The sequence below is a fragment of the Flavobacterium rakeshii genome (genome assembly GCF_009741375.1).
Taxonomy (GTDB): domain Bacteria; phylum Bacteroidota; class Bacteroidia; order Flavobacteriales; family Flavobacteriaceae; genus Flavobacterium; species Flavobacterium rakeshii.
In genome coordinates, this window is sequence record NZ_WOWP01000058.1 from 32,873 (window position 1) to 50,207 (window position 17,335).

The window sequence follows — 17,335 nt, forward strand, 5'->3', positions numbered from 1 at the left end:
CATGAAACGAATTACATTATTTAGCATATTATTATTAACCTCGGTTGCCGCAGTGGCACAACAGGAACAGGATAGCACAAAGGTAACTTATAAAAAGAGAGTACTGGAAAGTACCGAAGTCGACTTTTTAATGAGTTACTATCAGCAGGATGGTGTACACTCTGCTGTTGCAGGAGGTAAAGGTATGGAGAAACTGTCTGACGTTACTCCTACTATAGTGGTAGCAATGCCATTGAATGATGACGATGTTCTTACCGTAGATGCCGGATTGTCGGCCTATTCATCCGCATCTTCGGGGAACATCAATCCGTTTGACAGCAGTACACCAAGTCCGTGGCAGGCAAGTTCGGGAGCATCCGCTTCAGATATGCTTACCTCCCTCGTGGTTAATTTCAGCCATAGTTCAGACGACAGAAACGACATTTGGAACGCCCACCTATCGGGATCAACCGAGTATGATTATTCATCATTAGGCTTTGGTGGTGGTTATACCAAACTGTTTAACGATAAGAATAGTGAAGTGAATGTCTCGGGTAATGTGTACCTGGATAGCTGGAGACCTATTTACCCAAAGGAATTACAGGATTTTTACAATAACGGTTACGACCTTAACGGAGGGATATTCAATCGCTTTACCATTACCGGTAATACCGATTATAATCCCAGCAGGTTTTCGCCACATCCTAAAAAGAACAGAAACTCCTATTCTATGTCGTTTAGCTTCTCGCAGGTAGCTACAGATAAGATGCAGTTCTCCCTGTTTGCCGATTTACTATATCAACAGGGATTACTCTCTACCCCTTACCAAAGGGTGTATTTTGCCGATGTCGCCGATTCTTTCATTAACGAGTTTCATCTTGCCGATGATATAGAACGCCTGCCGGATAACCGCTTTAAACTGCCTGTAGGCGCACGATTAAACTATTATGTTAACCAATGGCTTGTGGTACGTACCTACTATCGTTTTTATACCGACGACTGGGGGTTAAGTTCGCACACCGCCAATATAGAATTACCAATAAAACTGAACGACAGGTTCACGGTGTTCCCTATGTACAGGTATTACACACAACAAGGATCTAAGTACTTTGCTCCATATAACATGCATTTGTCTACAGAGCAGTATTACACCAGTGATTATGACCTTTCAACTTTCGATGCCCACCAGTATGGTTTCGGTGTAAACTATACCGATATTTTTGCCGCAGCAAGAATTTGGGGTTACGGAATCAAAAACATTGACCTGCGTTTTAATCACTACTCCCGCAGTGATGGTTTAGACGCAAATATTGTATCTTTCGGTATCAAATTTGTACAACAGTAAATTATGAGAATCCTTATAGCAGAAGATGAAAAAGGCATTACTAACTTCCTGAAGCAGGGGCTTGAGGAAGAAGGTTTTGAGGTATTCATATCTGAAAACGGAAAAGACGCTTATAACGATATAATAGATAAAAACCCCGACCTTATACTGCTGGACTGGATGATGCCCGGTTTTTCGGGTATTGAGGTATGCCGTGCCGTAAGGGCAACCGATACCAAAACCCCTATTATTTTCCTAACGGCAAAAGATACCGTGCAGGAAACCATTGAAGGCCTAAAGGCAGGAGCTAACGATTATATCAAGAAACCGTTTAGTTTTCAGGAACTGGTAGAGCGCATCAACATTCACTTCCGTTATATGCAGGATACCAATGAGCTAACCATAGGTAATACCCGTATTATACAAAACAAGCATCAGGTATGGCATAACGGTAAAGAAGTTGCCCTTACCCAAAGGGAGTATGACCTGTTAGTATACCTTATTCAAAACAAAGGGAATGTTTGTACACGCCAGCAAATAATACAGGATGTGTGGGATATTCATTTTGAATATGACACCGGAGTTATTGATGTTTTTATAAATGCCCTGCGCAAAAAACTCAACCTTAAAAAAGAGGACGACTTTATTAAAACAGTGCGCGGAATAGGCTATATTGCAGAAGAATAACCCATAAAGAATCCCCAGTGAAAGCCATATCGTTTTCTTTTCGCAACCGTATTGCGTTTTACTACATTGTGAGCACTGCCCTATTGGTGTTTGCCGTGTTTGTGGTTATTTATTTTACCGTACGCCAAAGCGTATACAGCGATGTGGAACGCGACCTGAGTATTGAGGTAGCCGATTTGATGACCGAAATCGATATTACCAATGCCGGTTTTGCCATACAGGACTCGCTGGAATGGCAGGAAAAAGAACACAACACGCTCGACATAAACCCTATTTTTATTGAGTTTGTAGATGCCGACGGTAATTATACCGATAAGTCGCCCAATCTTAAAGAATCGTTCCTGCATATAAAATACAAAAAGGAACAAACCCTCTCTTATGATACCTGGCTACAACATAAGTCGGTTAGGCAAATAGAAGTACCCGTAACCAGTGAAGGGAATGTGGTAGGATATATACTGGTTGCCGCTCCGCTGGAAGATGCCGCAATGGTAATTAACAACCTGAGTAAAATATTATGGATAGCCTATCCCCTTGTATTGGTGGTACTGTTCATAATTGCCCGTATTATTGCCGGGCGCAGTATTAAGCCTGTAGCATCTATAATGAGTACGTCAAACGATATTACACGCGATAACCTTACCTCACGTATTCCGTTACCACCAAATAAAGATGAACTATACACATTATCGCAAACCATAAACAACCTGCTGGACCGCATACAAAATGCTATTGAGCGCGAAAAACAGTTTACCAGCGATGCCTCACACGAACTGCGCACTCCCCTTGCCGTGATTAAGGGAACTCTGGAAGTGTTGGTACGCAAACCGCGTGACCGTGAGGAATATGAAGAAAAAATAAACTTTTGCATCAGCGAAGTAAACCGCCTTAACCACATGGTAGATCAGTTATTGCTATTGGCGCGTTTTGAAAACCAAAAACAATCTATTAAGCCCGAAAGCGTTTACCTTAACTCGGTATTACTGGACACGCTTACCCGCTATTCACAAACGGTAAAGGATAAAAACATACAGCTAGTAACCGAATTTGATAAGGACTACTACCATGAAACCGACGAATACCTGTTTTCTATTATTATAAACAACCTAATATCGAATGCCATTAAGTATTCGCCCGATAATGGTATAATAACCGTTTCCATAAACCAGAACGATGGTACCTGCATTACCATAAACGATAACGGTATGGGTATACCGGCGCACGACCTACAAAAAATATTCAACCAGTTTTACCGCTCTAAAGCTACCGAACACAGCAACATTAAAGGTACGGGCCTTGGGCTTTCTATCGTAAAACGCCTGTGCTCACTACTGGGTATCGCTATAGATATTTACAGTAAGGAGGAAAAAGGTACTACGGTAAGGTTGTTTTTGAAAAAAAATTAAAATAAATCTACATTAGCTCTATCATAGGTTATCTCCGTTTGACTATTAACCATCTTTTTAATTATTAAGTCTTCAAATACTCTTAAAATAGTTTTTATAATAGGAATAATCAATGCATAATCATCATGATTAGAAACTGTGATATGATATTCACTCTCTTTATTATGAACAATACAACATCGCAAGCCATAAATAAGCTCAGCTATTTTTTTCATATTATTATTAATTAATGCTAGTCCTTTTACTATATTTTTTTCTTTTAAAAAATCTATAATTTGTTGATTTATAACAGCATTTAATTCCGAATTTATTGAAGTAGTATCAACACTGAAAATAGATACAAAATTATTTAAAAAAGAAATTTTTTCTTCCTTTTTCATTTTTTCTGCAGAAATAATGAATTCTCTAACAAAAAATTTATTATCGTTTAACCTACTAACTAAGTTAACTAGATAAACACGATAAACTAAATATTCCAATATATGATATAACCTTAAAAATCTATTTAAAATATCGGGAGCTTGATTTAATTCATTTATAACATCATATATATCAAAAAACTGTTCATAATTATTATTATTAACATAATTAAAAAAAGTTGAAAGACTAGGCGGTGTATATGTTAAATCTTGTGGAAGAATAATTGACTTTGAGCTATTTAAATAACATAAATAAATATATGGATAATGCTTTTCTTCTTGGAAATCTACCATATTCTTATTATTAACTAATCCCTTTGTCTTATCTGTAGCTTTAATCGTATCAAACAGTAAAAGGTCATTATTTTGATTGTTATCATAATTAATAACTAAAAATTCTTCAATTTGTTTCCAAATAAATGAGTTTTCTAAAGATGATAAATCAATCAAGCTATTCACATTAAATAAGACTTTAGAAGAAAAATAACCAAAATTTGTATCTGAATAAGCAAAACTCCTGTTTTTTCTTATCAAATTAGGTTGAGAAAAATCAATAATATTAACATCACCGCTCAAAGCATAAGGTGTATTTAAAAAATCTTCTCTATTTTCCCTATTAATAATTTTGAGTGAATTTAAAAATATCTCAAAATTATCTGATAAATCGTCTATGTTTAATAGTTTGTCAATTGCCTTTTCAATATCTTCATCAACATTGATAAAATCTATAACCTCATCATCATTTAAATCAAAATAGATATTTAAAGAAAGTATAATTTTTGATAATAAATCGCTTCCAGTCATACTATTTATTTTTTACTTTTTCAAAAATTTGAGACCAAGTCGGCTCTCCTTCATTTAGCAGAACAATTACAAACTCCATTACCGTCTTTCTTATAAAGGTGCCAATATTAACTGACCTACTTGACAAAACATTATACTCTTGCTTAAAGTCATTAAGACTAAGCCCCTGATTACTAATTACACTTTCAAACTTATCGAAAACAAAACCTGTCCTTTCTTTTAATTCACGTTCATCAACTATTTGTGATAAATTAATATATTGACCTAAAGCTGCAAAAACACCACTTAAAGTAGTATCCTTTGAAAACCATTCTTTTCCATCATCACCATTCATTTCAAAGATTAATTCATCAAGCTTAATTAATTTACTTAAAAAGAAGATTAGGTATCTAGTGTTAAAAACTAAATCATAAATTGATTGATCAGTTTCGACCTCTTGAACATCATTATCAATAAGATTTTCAGTAGATACACGAAGAGGTCTTTCTTCGACGAAAGATTGCAAAGAAACTATCACAGAAGAAAACATAAACTCCCCTATTTCTCTTTTCCCTTTTTTAATATCATTTGCTCTCTTGTCTTTTTCTCTAAACAATTTTATACCAATTCCAGCTCTTTCAATAGCATTGAAAAAGTGTAAAAATAAGAGTTCAAATTGATGAGTTTTTGAAACCGATTTTTGCCCTGCATTTAACACTAACATTTTTTTTATTATTTCATTCTCTGTTAAACCAGCCCAAATAGTTATATATATAGAAGATTGATCAAAAACTCCTTTTATATTTTCTATTTCTTTATTTTCAATAATTGTTTTTAATAACCTAGTAGAAATAACTCCTGATTTAAAAAAAAGAGGATTTAAATCTTTTACTTTTTTAGCAAAATCTCTATAATTCGATATATCGTCCTTAAATTGACCATAGTAATTTGAAATTTTCAAATATGACCACAAACGAAATGAACGTTGTAAACCATCAAGTATTTCCGATTTACTTAAATCAAGAACTCCCCTATTATCATCAATATTGTCAATAGTTAGTTCATTATATGTCAATGTAATAGTAGGGATTGGTTCACCTGTTTTAATTGTAGAATAAAGACTATCTAAGTATTGATTTTTAACTATTTTTCTTTGAATAGCATACTCATAAAAATCTTCTTTTAGCTCATTTAAATAATCAAGTAAATTTCCTTTACATAAATACCATGTACGGTTTTCAATTCTTTTTGAATCAAGTATTTCTATTTTCATTATGTTTTATAATAAATAACTATGTTAAATATAATTATTTTTTTAACTAATTCACATATTAAATGATATCAAAAATCACATTTAGTTCGTTTTATTGTAGGTATGTTTTTTTTAAATATAGTTCTCAAAATTTATTCTTTATATTTACGGCAAACCACGCTATATATAAATGAAATTTGAAATACCCTTTAACCCTGCCCTTTACAGGGAAAAAACTATTGATGCCTTTAATCACCTTTGGTACACCAGGGTAAGAAACACCCATTTATTACTGGCACAGGCCATATTAATAACCGGTATTGGCGGTTGGTTTTTAGTTTCGGGGCTTGGTGTGGCAAATGCAGGGTATGTATTTATAGCAGTTGGGTTGCATTTGGCTATCAACTGTGTTAACCACTACATAAACATCAGTAAGAACAGAAAAAAACAACACCGCCTTATTGAAGCTGCAATCCAAAAATGGAAAAACACAACCGGAGTACTGGAGTTCACTAAAGAGGCTTTCCATTATACAACAAACGGAGTTGCCATAACCCTAAGCTGGGACAACTGCACCAGTTTTAAGGTAATCAATAAAAACAGCGTACTATTGTATTTTGATACGTCGACTACACCGGCTTTCATCATATCTAAAAAGGAAGTAACCCAAGAGGGCTTTAACGATATTATTTCTTTCCTGGAAGACAGGAACTGGTATCCTACTGCTATGCCTTCGGTTTAAACACCTGTTTCCCATAAGGGTAACAAACAGGGCTTCTTTATAAAAATTCGCTATTTTTACATCACAAAACTGCTGTGTAAAAGCTGTACTTAGTAACCATGAGCAAAACACCACAATTACGCACTGTAAACGTAATGCGTTATGTTACCCCGCTGCGCGAGGGCGGTTCGCTGCCTGCCATTGCCGAGGCTGACGACGACTTTAAATACGTACTTAAATTTCGCGGTGCCGGACACGGAACCAAAGCCCTTATCGCCGAACTTATAGGTGGCGAAATGGCACGGCTATTAGGTTTACCCGTACCCGAACTTGTGTTTGCTAACCTTGATGAGGCTTTTGGACGTACCGAAGCAGATGAGGAAATTCAGGATTTACTACAGTTTAGCCAGGGGCTTAACCTTGCCCTGCACTACCTTTCGGGGGCTATAAATTTTGATCCGGTTGTTACAACTGTCGATGCTAAAATGGCTTCACAAATTGTATGGCTTGATGCTTTTATTACCAATGTAGACCGTACCTTCCGTAATACTAATATGCTTATATGGCATAAGGAACTGTGGCTTATAGACCACGGAGCTTCGCTGTATTTCCACCATTCGTTTAACGATCCTCAGGCTGCTGCGGTAACTCCGTTTGCTTTGATTAAAGACCATGTGCTACTGCCACAGGCATCCCTGCTGGACGAAGTGAATACCGAATTTAAAGGATTGCTTAACGAAGAAAAAATACGCTCCATAACAGCACTTATCCCTGCCGAATGGATGGACTGGCAGGATAACGACCTTGAGCCGGAACAGGTGCGCGAAGTGTACACTCAGTTCCTGCTAACGAGATTAGAAAACAGTGATATTTTTGTAAATCAGGCTAAAAATGCAAGATAAACACCTATATGAATATGCCGTGATTCGTGTTGTTCCCCGTGTGGAGCGCGAAGAGTTCCTTAATGTAGGGGTGATAGTGTTTTGCAAAAGGCAAAAGTTCGTTAAGGCACTTTATACCATTAACGAACCTAAAATACTGCTGTTTTCTCCGGAAACCGATATCGACCAAATTAAACAAAACCTGGAGTCGTTTGAAAAAATAGCACGTGGTGCTAAAGACGGCGGACCTATTGCCCAAATGGAAGCCCCGGAACGTTTCAGGTGGTTAACGGCTGTGCGCAGTTCGGTTATACAAACCTCAAGACCACACCCTGGCTTTTGTAGTGATATGGAAAAACTGACACAACGCCTGTTTGAAGATTTGGTATTATAGATAGGAGATAGTAGTAGTGAGATAGTAGATAAAAAGATATTTATGAGATTTCTCAATTCTCAATTCTCAATTCTAATTACTAAAATCGTCCTGATTTCCCCCTTTGCTAGTCAAATATACACACCCTGTGTGAGGGTTTTGTTTATAACTTTGTAGTATACAAATCAACAAACGAACAGTTATGACAAAAATCAATCAAATTTTTATCAATCTTCCGGTAAACGACCTTAACAAGTCTATTGAGTTTTTCACTAAAGTAGGCTTTACTTTTAACCCTCAGTTTACTGATGAGAATGCAACATGTATGATTATAGGAGAAAACATGTATGCCATGCTCCTTACCGAAAAATATTTTAGTACCTTTATTACCAAACCTATAGCAGATGCTAAAAAGGCAACAGAGGTAATCACGGCACTATCTGTAAGCAGTCGTGACGAAGTAGAAAGTATTATAGAGAAAGCTTTTGCTGCAGGTGGTAAACAATACAAAGATCCTATAGATTACGGCTGGATGTACAACCGCAATTTTGAGGATTTAGACGGACACCAATGGGAAATATTCTATATGGATATGAGCGCCATGCCAACCGAATAGCACATCTTATCTTTTATCCATTCCCGCTTTGCCTTCAAAGCGGGTTTTGTGTTTTTAGGCGGTAAGTAAATCCCTGTTGTTTATCAGGTATATGTATTGAAACATACAATGTGCCGCTACTGCGCCAAACAAATGCCATAAAAAATGAGTCCCGAAGCTTACCCAGCCCCAGCCATCTCCTACCCGGAAAGCCAGTGCGAAAATAAAAGCTAAAAGTGCCGTGCCTACCCATAACCCGTTTTTAAACTTCGTTTTTACAAGATAAGCCAGCACTGGGAACAGTACCATGGCAGCCATAGCCGCATAGTTAATGTTTATAAGCAGATGCCTGTCTCCCTTAATTATATTTCGCAACAAAAACTGAAAACCTACATACAACAGTATAAGTCCTACGGCATAATACCATTTTGTAAGTCGGGTTAAAAAGTACACACCCGCAGCAATACAAAGTAACATTATAGGCAGCCAGTCCATTACAATAAAAACACTCCACTGTCGCAGTCCGTGGTAAACTGTCCCTCCTATTCCGCCTATATACAGCAGTATAACAGCACTAAACAAAAAGGTGTGCTGCCTTGCCCTTCCCCATAATTTAAATGTCCAGTAAAAGGCCAAAAACAAAAATAGTATTGAGGTAATGGCGTTTAACGGTTCGGGAAACAGGTTATCCATGTTTGTTTCGGTATAAATTATCCCGCCATCGGGAGGAGGTATTTGAAAAAACAGCATAATTTATTATATTGCATTTAGGGTTAATAACCTTGCTATACACTGCACAGGGCAGAATGTTAAGATTTAAAGGTTCTCTAAATTTATAAAAAAGACCTAAAATACTGACACTAAATTTTTTAAAAAAACACACCTTACAATATTAGTCTATCGGACAGCTATGAAAAGCGGCGTGCTTAAACACATGTTAATAAAAATTATTAATTTTACTCGCTAATTAAAGGACAACTAATGGAGCTTTACATAAAATACAACATAGACCAGATGTGTAAAGTTCTGCTACAGCAGCAATTAGACAAATTTGAAATTGACTGCAAAGTAACCGAACCCGGATATGTCAAATTCAGGGAAAACATCCCGATGGAAAAATACAATCAACTGATTGATTCCTTAAAAGAATATGGCATTGAAATCGTTGACAATCAAAAAAGCATACTGGTACAAAAAATAAAAAATGCCATTATAGAGATGCTTTATGCAGATAAGGGAGTACAGTCGTTAAAAATATCGTCTTACCTTTCTGAAAAGCTTAATGAAAGTTACCGCACCCTGTCACAGGTGTTCTCGGAAGTTACCTTTATATCCATAGAAAATTTTATAATCCTACATAAAATTGAAAGAGTAAAACAGCTGTTAATGACAGAAAGTCTTTCCCTTACCGAAATTTCGTTCATGATGAACTACAGCAGCGTCGCTTACCTGTCGCAGCAGTTCAAAAATATAACCGGAGTTACTCCTACCACCTTTCAAAAAATAATGAGGCAAAAAAGAATAGCAGAAAATAATATATAAGCCTACATGCTACATACTCACTTACACATTATGCTGGCAGATGATGACGAAGACGATCGTCTGTTTTTTACCGAAGCCTTCGAGGAGGTTAAAATAAAGTATACCCTAACCACATTTAACGATGGGGTATCGCTAATGAATCACCTTGTGGTTAAGGAAAATCCGCTGCCGGACATTATTTTTCTTGACCTTAACATGCCCCGAAAATCAGGGATGGAATGTTTAAAGGAAATAAGGAACAGTGAGCGACTTAAAAATATTTCGGTAGCTATATACTCCACCTCTTCTTCAGATCATGATGTGGAACAGACATTTATCTCGGGGGCTAATGTATACATCAAAAAACCTTCGGATTTTACCGAACTGAAAAAAATACTTTCAGATGTAATTCACATTAACTGGCAGTATATTACAGACGGACTGAATAAAGACAGTTTTATACTGAATTTTTAGTAAGTAAAGTATTTATAATTTAAAGCAGGGATGTTATAACATTCTGCATAACTCACTGCAACTCTAATATTAACAGCTTGTAAACAGATATTCGGTATTAATTAAACTATATTTGTTTCAAACCCGCTTAAAATTAATAGGCCATGAATAATGAACTAACAATATTTTATACCGATGACGACCAGGAAGATATTGATTTCTTCAGGGAAATTATCGATATCATAGATACTAATGTAAAAGTGGTTACGCAACGCAACGGCGAAGAGTTACTGCACGCTTTAGACAACCCGCCTCCCACTCCTTACCTGGTATTCTTAGACATTAATATGCCGGGCATGAACGGACTGGAAACATTAAGACGCATGCGCGAGTCAGAGAAGCATAAAGATTTACCTGTGGTAATGTTCTCTACCTCAAGTGATGATATTACCATACAGCAGAGTAAAGACCTTGGAGCCTCTTTTTATGTACCTAAGTCGGGCGCTTTTGATAAGCTTAAAAAATCTATAGAACATACCCTTAAAATAAACTGGGATAAGTTCACTGTAGAGACTAACGACTTCGTATACTTTACCTAAGAAGATATTTTTATTATGAATAATGATATTACGACTGCCGAAACGTTTTTAGAAAGATTACGTACTAAAACATCGGTAGCCCATACAAACCTGGAAAGGCTTCCTGTTTCAGAATCAATAATGGATCCTGAAGTAACAGCTTCCCAGTATTTATTTTACCTAAACCTTATGCATGATGTGGTTAAGCAGGCAGAAGAAGAGATTTTTCCTGCCCTTACCTCTATTATGCCCGATATTGCCGAACGTAACAAAGCAGCCCTTATAGAAAGTGACTTCAGTGCGCTGGGCTATGCTAAAATGCAAAACCAAAAGCCTTTTGAAAACATAGAAGCTATGTCACCTGCTTTCAGGATGGGGATACTGTATGTTATTGAAGGTTCTTCGCTTGGCGGAAGGATTATATTAAAAAATATCAACACTGCTTTAGGCCTTACCGAAGATAACGGAACTGCTTACTTTGCCGGCTACGGTAATAAAACAGGTAGTATGTGGAAATCTTTCCTTAACGCATTAACAGCTTATGAGGAAGAGCACAACAACGAAGATCAAATAATAGCCGGGGCAGAATATGCCTTTAATACCATTAGCAGGCATTTTACCCAAAACTAACCCCCATTAGTTTATGAATATAAAGGATATCGTAAATCGTGATATTGTAAACCTTACTAATTGTGAACAGGAACCCATACATATTCCGGGAAGCATTCAGCCACACGGATTCCTAATTGCTGTTCACTCCAACACTTACAAAATAGAATTTTGCAGCGGTAACAGTAAAGACTTTACCGGTGTTAGCCATGAGCAGGCATTAGGTAAAACCTTTAATGCTGTTTTTGGCGAACAGGCACTTACTGACCTTAAAAGCTATATTGAAAAAAAGCTGATGCTTTCATCAAGTCTGCTTAAAATAAGTCTGCTTGATAAGCATTTTGTATGTACGGTTCACAAAAGCGATTCCCTTTATATTATTGAGGCCGAACCGGCAAGCGTAAACGAAATAGACGCTTCCCGCGAATACAATCAAACATCACAGTTTCTGTCTTACATGCACGATACCAATACCTTTAAGGAATTGTGTCAGCTTGTAGCCAAAGGAACACGCGATATTACAGGATATGACCGTGTAATGATTTATCGTTTTGATAAAGATTATAACGGAGAAGTTTTTGCCGAAAGCGTACGCGAAGACCTTGAGCCGTTTTTAGGACTTCATTATCCACATACTGATATACCTAAGCAGGCACGCGAACTATACATGCAAAACCTGTTACGTATTATTACCGATGTTGATTATACTCCGGTTCCGGTATATACCTTAGATGATAGTGAAGATAAAAACCTGGATTTAAGCCTGTCTATTTTAAGAAGCACCTCACCTATCCACGTGCAATACCTGCACAATATGGGAGTTGGCGCCACGCTTACCATATCGCTTATTTACCAGAAAAAACTTTGGGGACTTATTGCCTGCCACCATTATTCGCCTAAAAACCTGTCGCCCGAATTAAGGCTGGCAGCTCAGTTACAAGGGCATTTTATTACCTCTCAAATTGACCTTAGGCAAAAAAATGAGGAGTACGAACTGTCTCAAAAAACAAATACAGCACTTGAGAAATTAAACGCTATTTCCATAACAGAGAACCATACTTTTGATGAGCTTATAGCCTCACCACATTTACTGGAACTTTGCAATGCATCGGGGGTTTCAATACTAATTAATAACACAGTATACAAAAACGGACTTACTCCTCCTGATGAGGAAATACAAAAGCTATCCAGCTGGCTGGCAACATATACCCAAAACGGACATACACATACCGATAAGTTAGTTAGCCTGCTACCGGAATATAAAGATATATGTGAAGATGCTTCGGGACTAATATATCATTCTCTTGATATAGAAAGTAACAACTGTATTATATGGTACAGACCCGAAACCAAGAAGGAAGTAAATTGGGCCGGAGATCCAAATAAATCAATAATTAAAGACGAAAAAGGGCTTTCTCCAAGAAACTCTTTTAAACTTTGGAAGGAAATAGTAGACTGCCAGAGCAAGCCCTGGGAAAAACCCGAGCTTGATACAGCGGCTACTTATGCTTATAGCCTGCAAAGGCAAATTAACCTGTTAATCATTACTCAGGAAGAGGAAAAATACCGAAAACTGAGTGAGTTATTAAAGGAAACCAATTCGGAGCTTGAAAACATCAACTGGATAAGCACACACGACCTACAGGAACCGTTACGTAAAATCCAGCTTATATCGTCACGTATATTGAGTACCGAAAAGGATATCCCGGAAAAGGTGGAAGATTCTATCAGGCGAATGAACAGTTCGGCTAACAGGATGCAAAACCTGCTGATAGACATCCTTAAATACACACGCTTAAAACACGAAGACAGCAACTTTGAACCGGTTAACCTTACCGATATTGTTAACGATGTAATTACTGAATTACATGAAACTATCGAAGAAAAACAGGCCGAGGTACAGGTGGATGAGCTTCCTGTAATACAGGGAGTACCATTCCTTTTAAAACAGCTGTTCTCTAACCTTATAAGCAACTCTATCAAATATTCAGCTCACGACAGAAACCCTGTAGTAAAAATATCTGCGGAAGCTGTACCGGTAGTACATAATGATACAGACAAAATGTTATACCGACTGGTTTATGTAGCCGATAACGGTATAGGTTTCGAGCAGGAATATGCCGAATCGATCTTTAATATATTTACAAGGCTGAATTCTTCTTCAGAATATAAAGGATCTGGGGTTGGACTGGCACTTTGTAAAAAGATAGTACAAAACCACAACGGGTACATATCGGCAACAGGTAATTTAGATGAAGGTGCGGTAATCAGTATTTATTTTCCGGCAAACAGAGTAGCCAGATAATTGGTTCTTCTTTCCTTACGTGAACTGCCTACGGTAGCCAGTGTTTTATTTTGCTCCCTGCCAAACAACAGGTGCTTGGAACTACCTACTATTTGTGCAGAATAAATTCCCGTATGTCCTGAAAACAGGTAAGCAACCACACACGCAATAGCGATAAACACGGCGCTTTCGGCACCAAAAAGTTCTATACCCATAAGCGTACAGGCAATTGGCGTATTAGTAGCTCCCGAAAAAACAGCCACAAATCCCATACCTGCCAGTAATGCCAAAGGTAACGGTACAAAAAATGCCAGTGCATTACCCAGTGTAGCTCCTATAAAGAATAATGGCGTTACTTCCCCACCTTTAAAACCTGCGCCAAGGGTAAAAGAAGTAAACAGAATTTTTAGAAGAAAGTCGTATGAAGTAAGATCCTGATTAAAAGCATCTACAATTACAGGAACACCTAAACCTATATATTTTGTAGTACCAATTGCAAATACAGCAACAGCGATTACTATACCTCCCACAAAAGGTCGTAACGGAGAATAACTGATTTTTGATTTGAAAAGTTCACCCCAAAAGTGTGTCATTCGGGAAAAAAGCATAGCTGTAAGTCCAAATGCAATACCTACTCCGGCCGCTAACAGCAAGTTAATCGGAGTCATATCGGGAACAAAAGGAATATGGTAATGCGTGTGCCCTACTCCCCATATCTGGCAGCTATAATTAGCCACCACAGCCGTAAGGAAACTTGGTAGTATTGCCTCATAACGCATCCTTCCCAAAACCAAAACCTCAAGCGCAAAAACAGCTCCCGCCAACGGTGTACCGAATACAGATGCAAAACCACCACTAATACCTATAATAATAAGTATTTTACGGTCACGCGGACGCATTTTAAAAAGTTTGGTAAGCTGATCGGCAATAGCACCACCCATTTGCACGGCAGTACCCTCACGCCCGGCAGAACCACCAAAAAAGTGTGTGGCAATAGTACCAAACAACACCAGTGGCGCCATACGGAAAGGAATAACCTGTTTGGGGGTATGGAGTTCTTCCAGCAGCATATTGTTACCTTTAACAACACTACTGCCAAAATAATGATATAAGAGTCCGATTATGAGTCCACCCAGTGGTAGTAAAGCAATAATCCAAATATGGTTTTCACGCCAATTTGTAGCCCATTCAAGCGAGACTAAAAAGAATGCAGAAGCAGAACCGCACAATACCCCGACAATTGCCGAAATAAGCAGCCACTTTAAAAGATAAAAAAATTGTGGAATCTGTTCGACAGATGCAATGAGTCCTTTTAAAGATTGTTTATTCATGTTACCTTGTTTATATAATACATCTACACGGCAATTGCCGTAACTGTAGACGCCATCAGCCCTGTGAAGGGCGGTTCAAGGCAGACATCATTGCCTGTACCAAAAAAGCTACCTGAGGCAGCTTTTATTAGTTTTCGCTATTTCTGTTAGCTCTTTTCTCTTTGATTAATTCAACGGTTGCACCGCCTACCCAGTAAAACACGAAGCTTACAAGGAACATCATTAACCAAAATCCTATTGTTAAAATAGTTAGAAAGCCTAAGAAACCTAAGTATTGATGAAATTCGAACATGATCGTATATATGTTTATTCTAATTCACGCCAAAGATAATCCTAAAATTTATTTTTACCAACACAAAAAACCAAAAAACACACAAAATAATTTTATGAAATCGTTTTCAATACCTGGTGATATTGCTTATTTTTGGCTGAGTTTTTAAAACGCGTTCACAACATCAGTCAGTTACGTTTTAAAAAACCAAATCAAACTGAATTACAATAAATACACAAAAAATGGAATACAGAATAGAAAAAGACACCATGGGTGAAGTGAAAGTCCCTGCAGACAAGTATTGGGGCGCACAAACCGAACGTTCAAGAAACAACTTTAAGATAGGTAATGCCGCTTCTATGCCAAAAGAAATCGTAGAAGGTTTTGCTTACCTTAAAAAGGCTGCTGCCTATGCTAACCACGATTTAGGCGTACTATCTGTAGAGAAGCGTGATGCTATCGCTCAGGTATGCGACGAAATCCTTGCTGGTAAACTGGACGATCAGTTTCCGCTTGTAATATGGCAAACAGGTTCGGGTACGCAAAGTAACATGAACGTAAACGAGGTTGTTGCAAACAGAGCTCAGGTTCTTGCCGGAGGTAAAATTGGCGAAGGGGAGCCGGTACTTAAAGCTAACGACGACGTAAACAAATCCCAGTCTTCTAACGATACTTTCCCTACAGGTATGCACATTGCTGCTTACAAAGCTGTTGTGGAAATCACTATTCCGGGTGTAGAGCAACTTCGTGATACTTTACACAAAAAGTCTCAGGAGTTTATGAACGTAGTAAAAATAGGCCGTACACACCTTATGGATGCTACTCCCCTAACTTTAGGTCAGGAGCTTTCAGGTTATGTAGCACAGCTTAACTACGGTTTAAAAGCACTTAAAAATACTTTAGCTCACCTATCAGAAGTTGCCCTTGGTGGTACTGCTGTAGGTACAGGACTTAACACTCCTGAAGGATATGATGTAAAAGTAGCTGAGTACATCGCTAAGTTTACAGGACATCCTTTTGTAACTGCAGAGAACAAATTTGAGGCTCTTGCTGCACACGATGCTATTGTGGAAACTCACGGTGCATTAAAGCAACTTGCTGTTTCATTAAATAAAATAGCTAACGATATCCGTATGCTTGCATCTGGTCCGCGTTCGGGAATTGGAGAAATCCTTATCCCTGAAAACGAACCGGGATCATCTATAATGCCGGGTAAAGTTAACCCTACTCAGTGTGAGGCTTTAACTATGGTTTGTGCTCAGGTAATGGGTAACGATGTGGCTATCACTGTAGGTGGTACTCAGGGTCACTACGAACTTAACGTATTCAAACCGGTTATGGCGGCTAATTTCCTACAGTCAGCAAGATTAATTGGTGATGCATGTGTATCTTTTAACGAGCACTGTGCAAAAGGAATTGAGCCAAACCACACTCGTATCAACGAGCTTGTAAGCAACTCATTAATGCTTGTAACTGCGCTTAATACTAAAATTGGTTACTACAAAGCTGCCGAAATTGCTCAAACAGCACATAAAAACGGTACTACCCTTAAAGAAGAGGCTGTACGTTTAGGTTATGTGACTCCTGAAGATTTTGACGCTTGGGTTAAACCTGAAGACATGGTAGGTTCTTTAAAATAAGACATACTTAAATTTATATATAAAGCCCCGCAATAACGGGGCTTTTATTTTTCATCAACCCCCTACTGGCATTAAACTCTGTGACGTAAGAAAATTATAAATGAGACGTTAATAAGCATCCGGTGTTTGAGGCAAGCCGAGTTCGGATGGTTTAGACGAATGAAATAATTTTTAGTCTAAAGAGTTCGAGCCTTGAATTTTTGGTTCTTTTGTTTCAAGACAAAAGGA

The 17,335-nt window shown here is 37.7% G+C and carries 18 protein-coding genes and 1 riboswitch; of the genes, 13 read left to right on the forward strand and 5 right to left on the reverse strand.

Going from position 1 to position 17,335, the window contains the following annotated elements; genetic code table 11:
- Window position 1 precedes the first annotated feature (1 nt).
- Genes GN157_RS15055 through GN157_RS15065 form a run of 3 tightly spaced genes read left to right on the forward strand, consistent with a single transcriptional unit; the run spans window position 2 to window position 3,396 of the window.
- The gene (locus GN157_RS15055) at window positions 2–1,324 is read left to right on the forward strand and encodes a DUF3570 domain-containing protein (protein ID WP_157484328.1); all 1,323 of its coding nucleotides are present in this window, start codon (window positions 2–4) and stop codon (window positions 1,322–1,324) included.
- Window positions 1,325–1,327: 3 nt separating this feature from the next.
- Window positions 1,328–1,990, forward strand: coding sequence for a response regulator transcription factor (locus GN157_RS15060; protein WP_157484329.1), 663 nt, complete (start codon window positions 1,328–1,330; stop codon window positions 1,988–1,990).
- A gap of 17 nt (window positions 1,991–2,007) precedes the next feature.
- Complete coding sequence (locus GN157_RS15065; RefSeq protein WP_317163547.1) at window positions 2,008–3,396, forward strand: sensor histidine kinase; 1,389 nt, start codon at window positions 2,008–2,010, stop codon at window positions 3,394–3,396.
- Here the strand turns inward: GN157_RS15065 and GN157_RS15070 are convergent.
- Both GN157_RS15070 and GN157_RS15075 read right to left on the reverse strand, forming a co-directional pair.
- Entirely contained in the window at window positions 3,393–4,619 is a 1,227-nt protein-coding gene (locus GN157_RS15070) for a hypothetical protein (protein ID WP_157484330.1), read from the reverse strand. The two genes, GN157_RS15065 and GN157_RS15070, sit on opposite strands and share 4 nt — an antisense overlap.
- A 1-nt stretch (window position 4,620) precedes the next feature.
- On the reverse strand, window positions 4,621–5,871 hold the full coding sequence (locus GN157_RS15075; RefSeq protein ID WP_157484331.1) for a hypothetical protein: 1,251 nt from the start codon (window positions 5,869–5,871) through the stop codon (window positions 4,621–4,623).
- Window positions 5,872–6,040: 169 nt separating this feature from the next.
- Between GN157_RS15075 and GN157_RS15080 the strand changes: the two genes are divergently transcribed.
- From GN157_RS15080 to GN157_RS15095, 4 genes are all read left to right on the forward strand, one after another.
- On the forward strand, window positions 6,041–6,592 hold the full coding sequence (locus GN157_RS15080; RefSeq protein ID WP_157484332.1) for a hypothetical protein: 552 nt from the start codon (window positions 6,041–6,043) through the stop codon (window positions 6,590–6,592).
- A 98-nt stretch (window positions 6,593–6,690) separates the two neighbouring features.
- Window positions 6,691–7,473, forward strand: coding sequence for a HipA family kinase (locus tag GN157_RS15085; RefSeq protein ID WP_157484333.1), 783 nt, complete (start codon window positions 6,691–6,693; stop codon window positions 7,471–7,473).
- The gene (locus tag GN157_RS15090) at window positions 7,463–7,846 is read left to right on the forward strand and encodes a DUF3037 domain-containing protein (protein ID WP_157484334.1); all 384 of its coding nucleotides are present in this window, start codon (window positions 7,463–7,465) and stop codon (window positions 7,844–7,846) included. The genes GN157_RS15085 and GN157_RS15090 overlap by 11 nt, the downstream gene beginning before the upstream one ends.
- 181 nt (window positions 7,847–8,027) lie before the next feature.
- A complete protein-coding gene (locus tag GN157_RS15095; RefSeq protein WP_157484335.1) occupies window positions 8,028–8,441 on the forward strand; it encodes a VOC family protein in 414 nt (137 codons plus the stop codon).
- A 54-nt stretch (window positions 8,442–8,495) separates the two neighbouring features.
- Here GN157_RS15095 and GN157_RS15100 read toward each other — a convergent pair whose 3' ends face one another.
- Window positions 8,496–9,170, reverse strand: a complete 675-nt coding sequence (locus tag GN157_RS15100) for a hypothetical protein (protein WP_157484336.1) — start codon at window positions 9,168–9,170, stop codon at window positions 8,496–8,498.
- Window positions 9,171–9,401: 231 nt separating this feature from the next.
- Between GN157_RS15100 and GN157_RS15105 the strand changes: the two genes are divergently transcribed.
- The 5 genes from GN157_RS15105 to GN157_RS15125 all read left to right on the forward strand — a co-directional run bounded on the left by GN157_RS15105 (window position 9,402) and on the right by GN157_RS15125 (window position 13,886).
- Window positions 9,402–9,962: a helix-turn-helix domain-containing protein gene (locus GN157_RS15105; protein ID WP_157484337.1), complete on the forward strand. Its 561-nt coding sequence runs from the start codon at window positions 9,402–9,404 to the stop codon at window positions 9,960–9,962.
- Window positions 9,963–9,968: 6 nt separating this feature from the next.
- On the forward strand, window positions 9,969–10,415 hold the full coding sequence (locus GN157_RS15110) for a response regulator (RefSeq protein WP_157484338.1): 447 nt from the start codon (window positions 9,969–9,971) through the stop codon (window positions 10,413–10,415).
- A gap of 143 nt (window positions 10,416–10,558) precedes the next feature.
- Window positions 10,559–10,993, forward strand: a complete 435-nt coding sequence (locus GN157_RS15115) for a response regulator (RefSeq protein ID WP_157484339.1) — start codon at window positions 10,559–10,561, stop codon at window positions 10,991–10,993.
- A gap of 15 nt (window positions 10,994–11,008) precedes the next feature.
- Window positions 11,009–11,602, forward strand: a complete 594-nt coding sequence (locus tag GN157_RS15120; RefSeq protein WP_157484340.1) for a biliverdin-producing heme oxygenase — start codon at window positions 11,009–11,011, stop codon at window positions 11,600–11,602.
- Between the two features lie 13 nt (window positions 11,603–11,615).
- Entirely contained in the window at window positions 11,616–13,886 is a 2,271-nt protein-coding gene (locus tag GN157_RS15125) for an ATP-binding protein (RefSeq protein ID WP_157484341.1), read from the forward strand.
- Here the strand turns inward: GN157_RS15125 and GN157_RS15130 are convergent.
- Window positions 13,856–15,196: a voltage-gated chloride channel family protein gene (locus tag GN157_RS15130; RefSeq protein ID WP_157484342.1), complete on the reverse strand. Its 1,341-nt coding sequence runs from the start codon at window positions 15,194–15,196 to the stop codon at window positions 13,856–13,858. The genes GN157_RS15125 and GN157_RS15130 overlap by 31 nt on opposite strands.
- A gap of 39 nt (window positions 15,197–15,235) precedes the next feature.
- Window positions 15,236–15,300: riboswitch (Fluoride riboswitch) on the reverse strand.
- A 23-nt stretch (window positions 15,301–15,323) separates the two neighbouring features.
- Window positions 15,324–15,488, reverse strand: coding sequence for a hypothetical protein (locus GN157_RS17875; RefSeq protein ID WP_197429474.1), 165 nt, complete (start codon window positions 15,486–15,488; stop codon window positions 15,324–15,326).
- 221 nt (window positions 15,489–15,709) lie between these two features.
- Here GN157_RS17875 and fumC point away from each other — a divergent pair, with 221 nt between their 5' ends.
- Window positions 15,710–17,107: a class II fumarate hydratase gene (gene fumC / locus GN157_RS15135; RefSeq protein WP_157484343.1), complete on the forward strand. Its 1,398-nt coding sequence runs from the start codon at window positions 15,710–15,712 to the stop codon at window positions 17,105–17,107.
- The last annotated feature ends 228 nt before the right edge of the window (window positions 17,108–17,335 follow it).

Coding starts and splice junctions, on each gene's coding strand:
- GN157_RS15055 (WP_157484328.1), top strand. CDS start 2: ATGAAACGAATTACATTATTTAGCATATTATTATTAACCTCGGTTGCC.
- GN157_RS15060 (WP_157484329.1), top strand. CDS start 1,328: ATGAGAATCCTTATAGCAGAAGATGAAAAAGGCATTACTAACTTCCTG.
- GN157_RS15070 (WP_157484330.1), bottom strand. CDS start 4,619: ATGACTGGAAGCGATTTATTATCAAAAATTATACTTTCTTTAAATATC.
- GN157_RS15075 (WP_157484331.1), bottom strand. CDS start 5,871: ATGAAAATAGAAATACTTGATTCAAAAAGAATTGAAAACCGTACATGG.
- GN157_RS15080 (WP_157484332.1), top strand. CDS start 6,041: ATGAAATTTGAAATACCCTTTAACCCTGCCCTTTACAGGGAAAAAACT.
- GN157_RS15085 (WP_157484333.1), top strand. CDS start 6,691: ATGAGCAAAACACCACAATTACGCACTGTAAACGTAATGCGTTATGTT.
- GN157_RS15090 (WP_157484334.1), top strand. CDS start 7,463: ATGCAAGATAAACACCTATATGAATATGCCGTGATTCGTGTTGTTCCC.
- GN157_RS15095 (WP_157484335.1), top strand. CDS start 8,028: ATGACAAAAATCAATCAAATTTTTATCAATCTTCCGGTAAACGACCTT.
- GN157_RS15100 (WP_157484336.1), bottom strand. CDS start 9,170: ATGCTGTTTTTTCAAATACCTCCTCCCGATGGCGGGATAATTTATACC.
- GN157_RS15105 (WP_157484337.1), top strand. CDS start 9,402: ATGGAGCTTTACATAAAATACAACATAGACCAGATGTGTAAAGTTCTG.
- GN157_RS15110 (WP_157484338.1), top strand. CDS start 9,969: ATGCTACATACTCACTTACACATTATGCTGGCAGATGATGACGAAGAC.
- GN157_RS15115 (WP_157484339.1), top strand. CDS start 10,559: ATGAATAATGAACTAACAATATTTTATACCGATGACGACCAGGAAGAT.
- GN157_RS15120 (WP_157484340.1), top strand. CDS start 11,009: ATGAATAATGATATTACGACTGCCGAAACGTTTTTAGAAAGATTACGT.
- GN157_RS15125 (WP_157484341.1), top strand. CDS start 11,616: ATGAATATAAAGGATATCGTAAATCGTGATATTGTAAACCTTACTAAT.
- GN157_RS15130 (WP_157484342.1), bottom strand. CDS start 15,196: ATGAATAAACAATCTTTAAAAGGACTCATTGCATCTGTCGAACAGATT.
- GN157_RS17875 (WP_197429474.1), bottom strand. CDS start 15,488: ATGTTCGAATTTCATCAATACTTAGGTTTCTTAGGCTTTCTAACTATT.
- fumC (WP_157484343.1), top strand. CDS start 15,710: ATGGAATACAGAATAGAAAAAGACACCATGGGTGAAGTGAAAGTCCCT.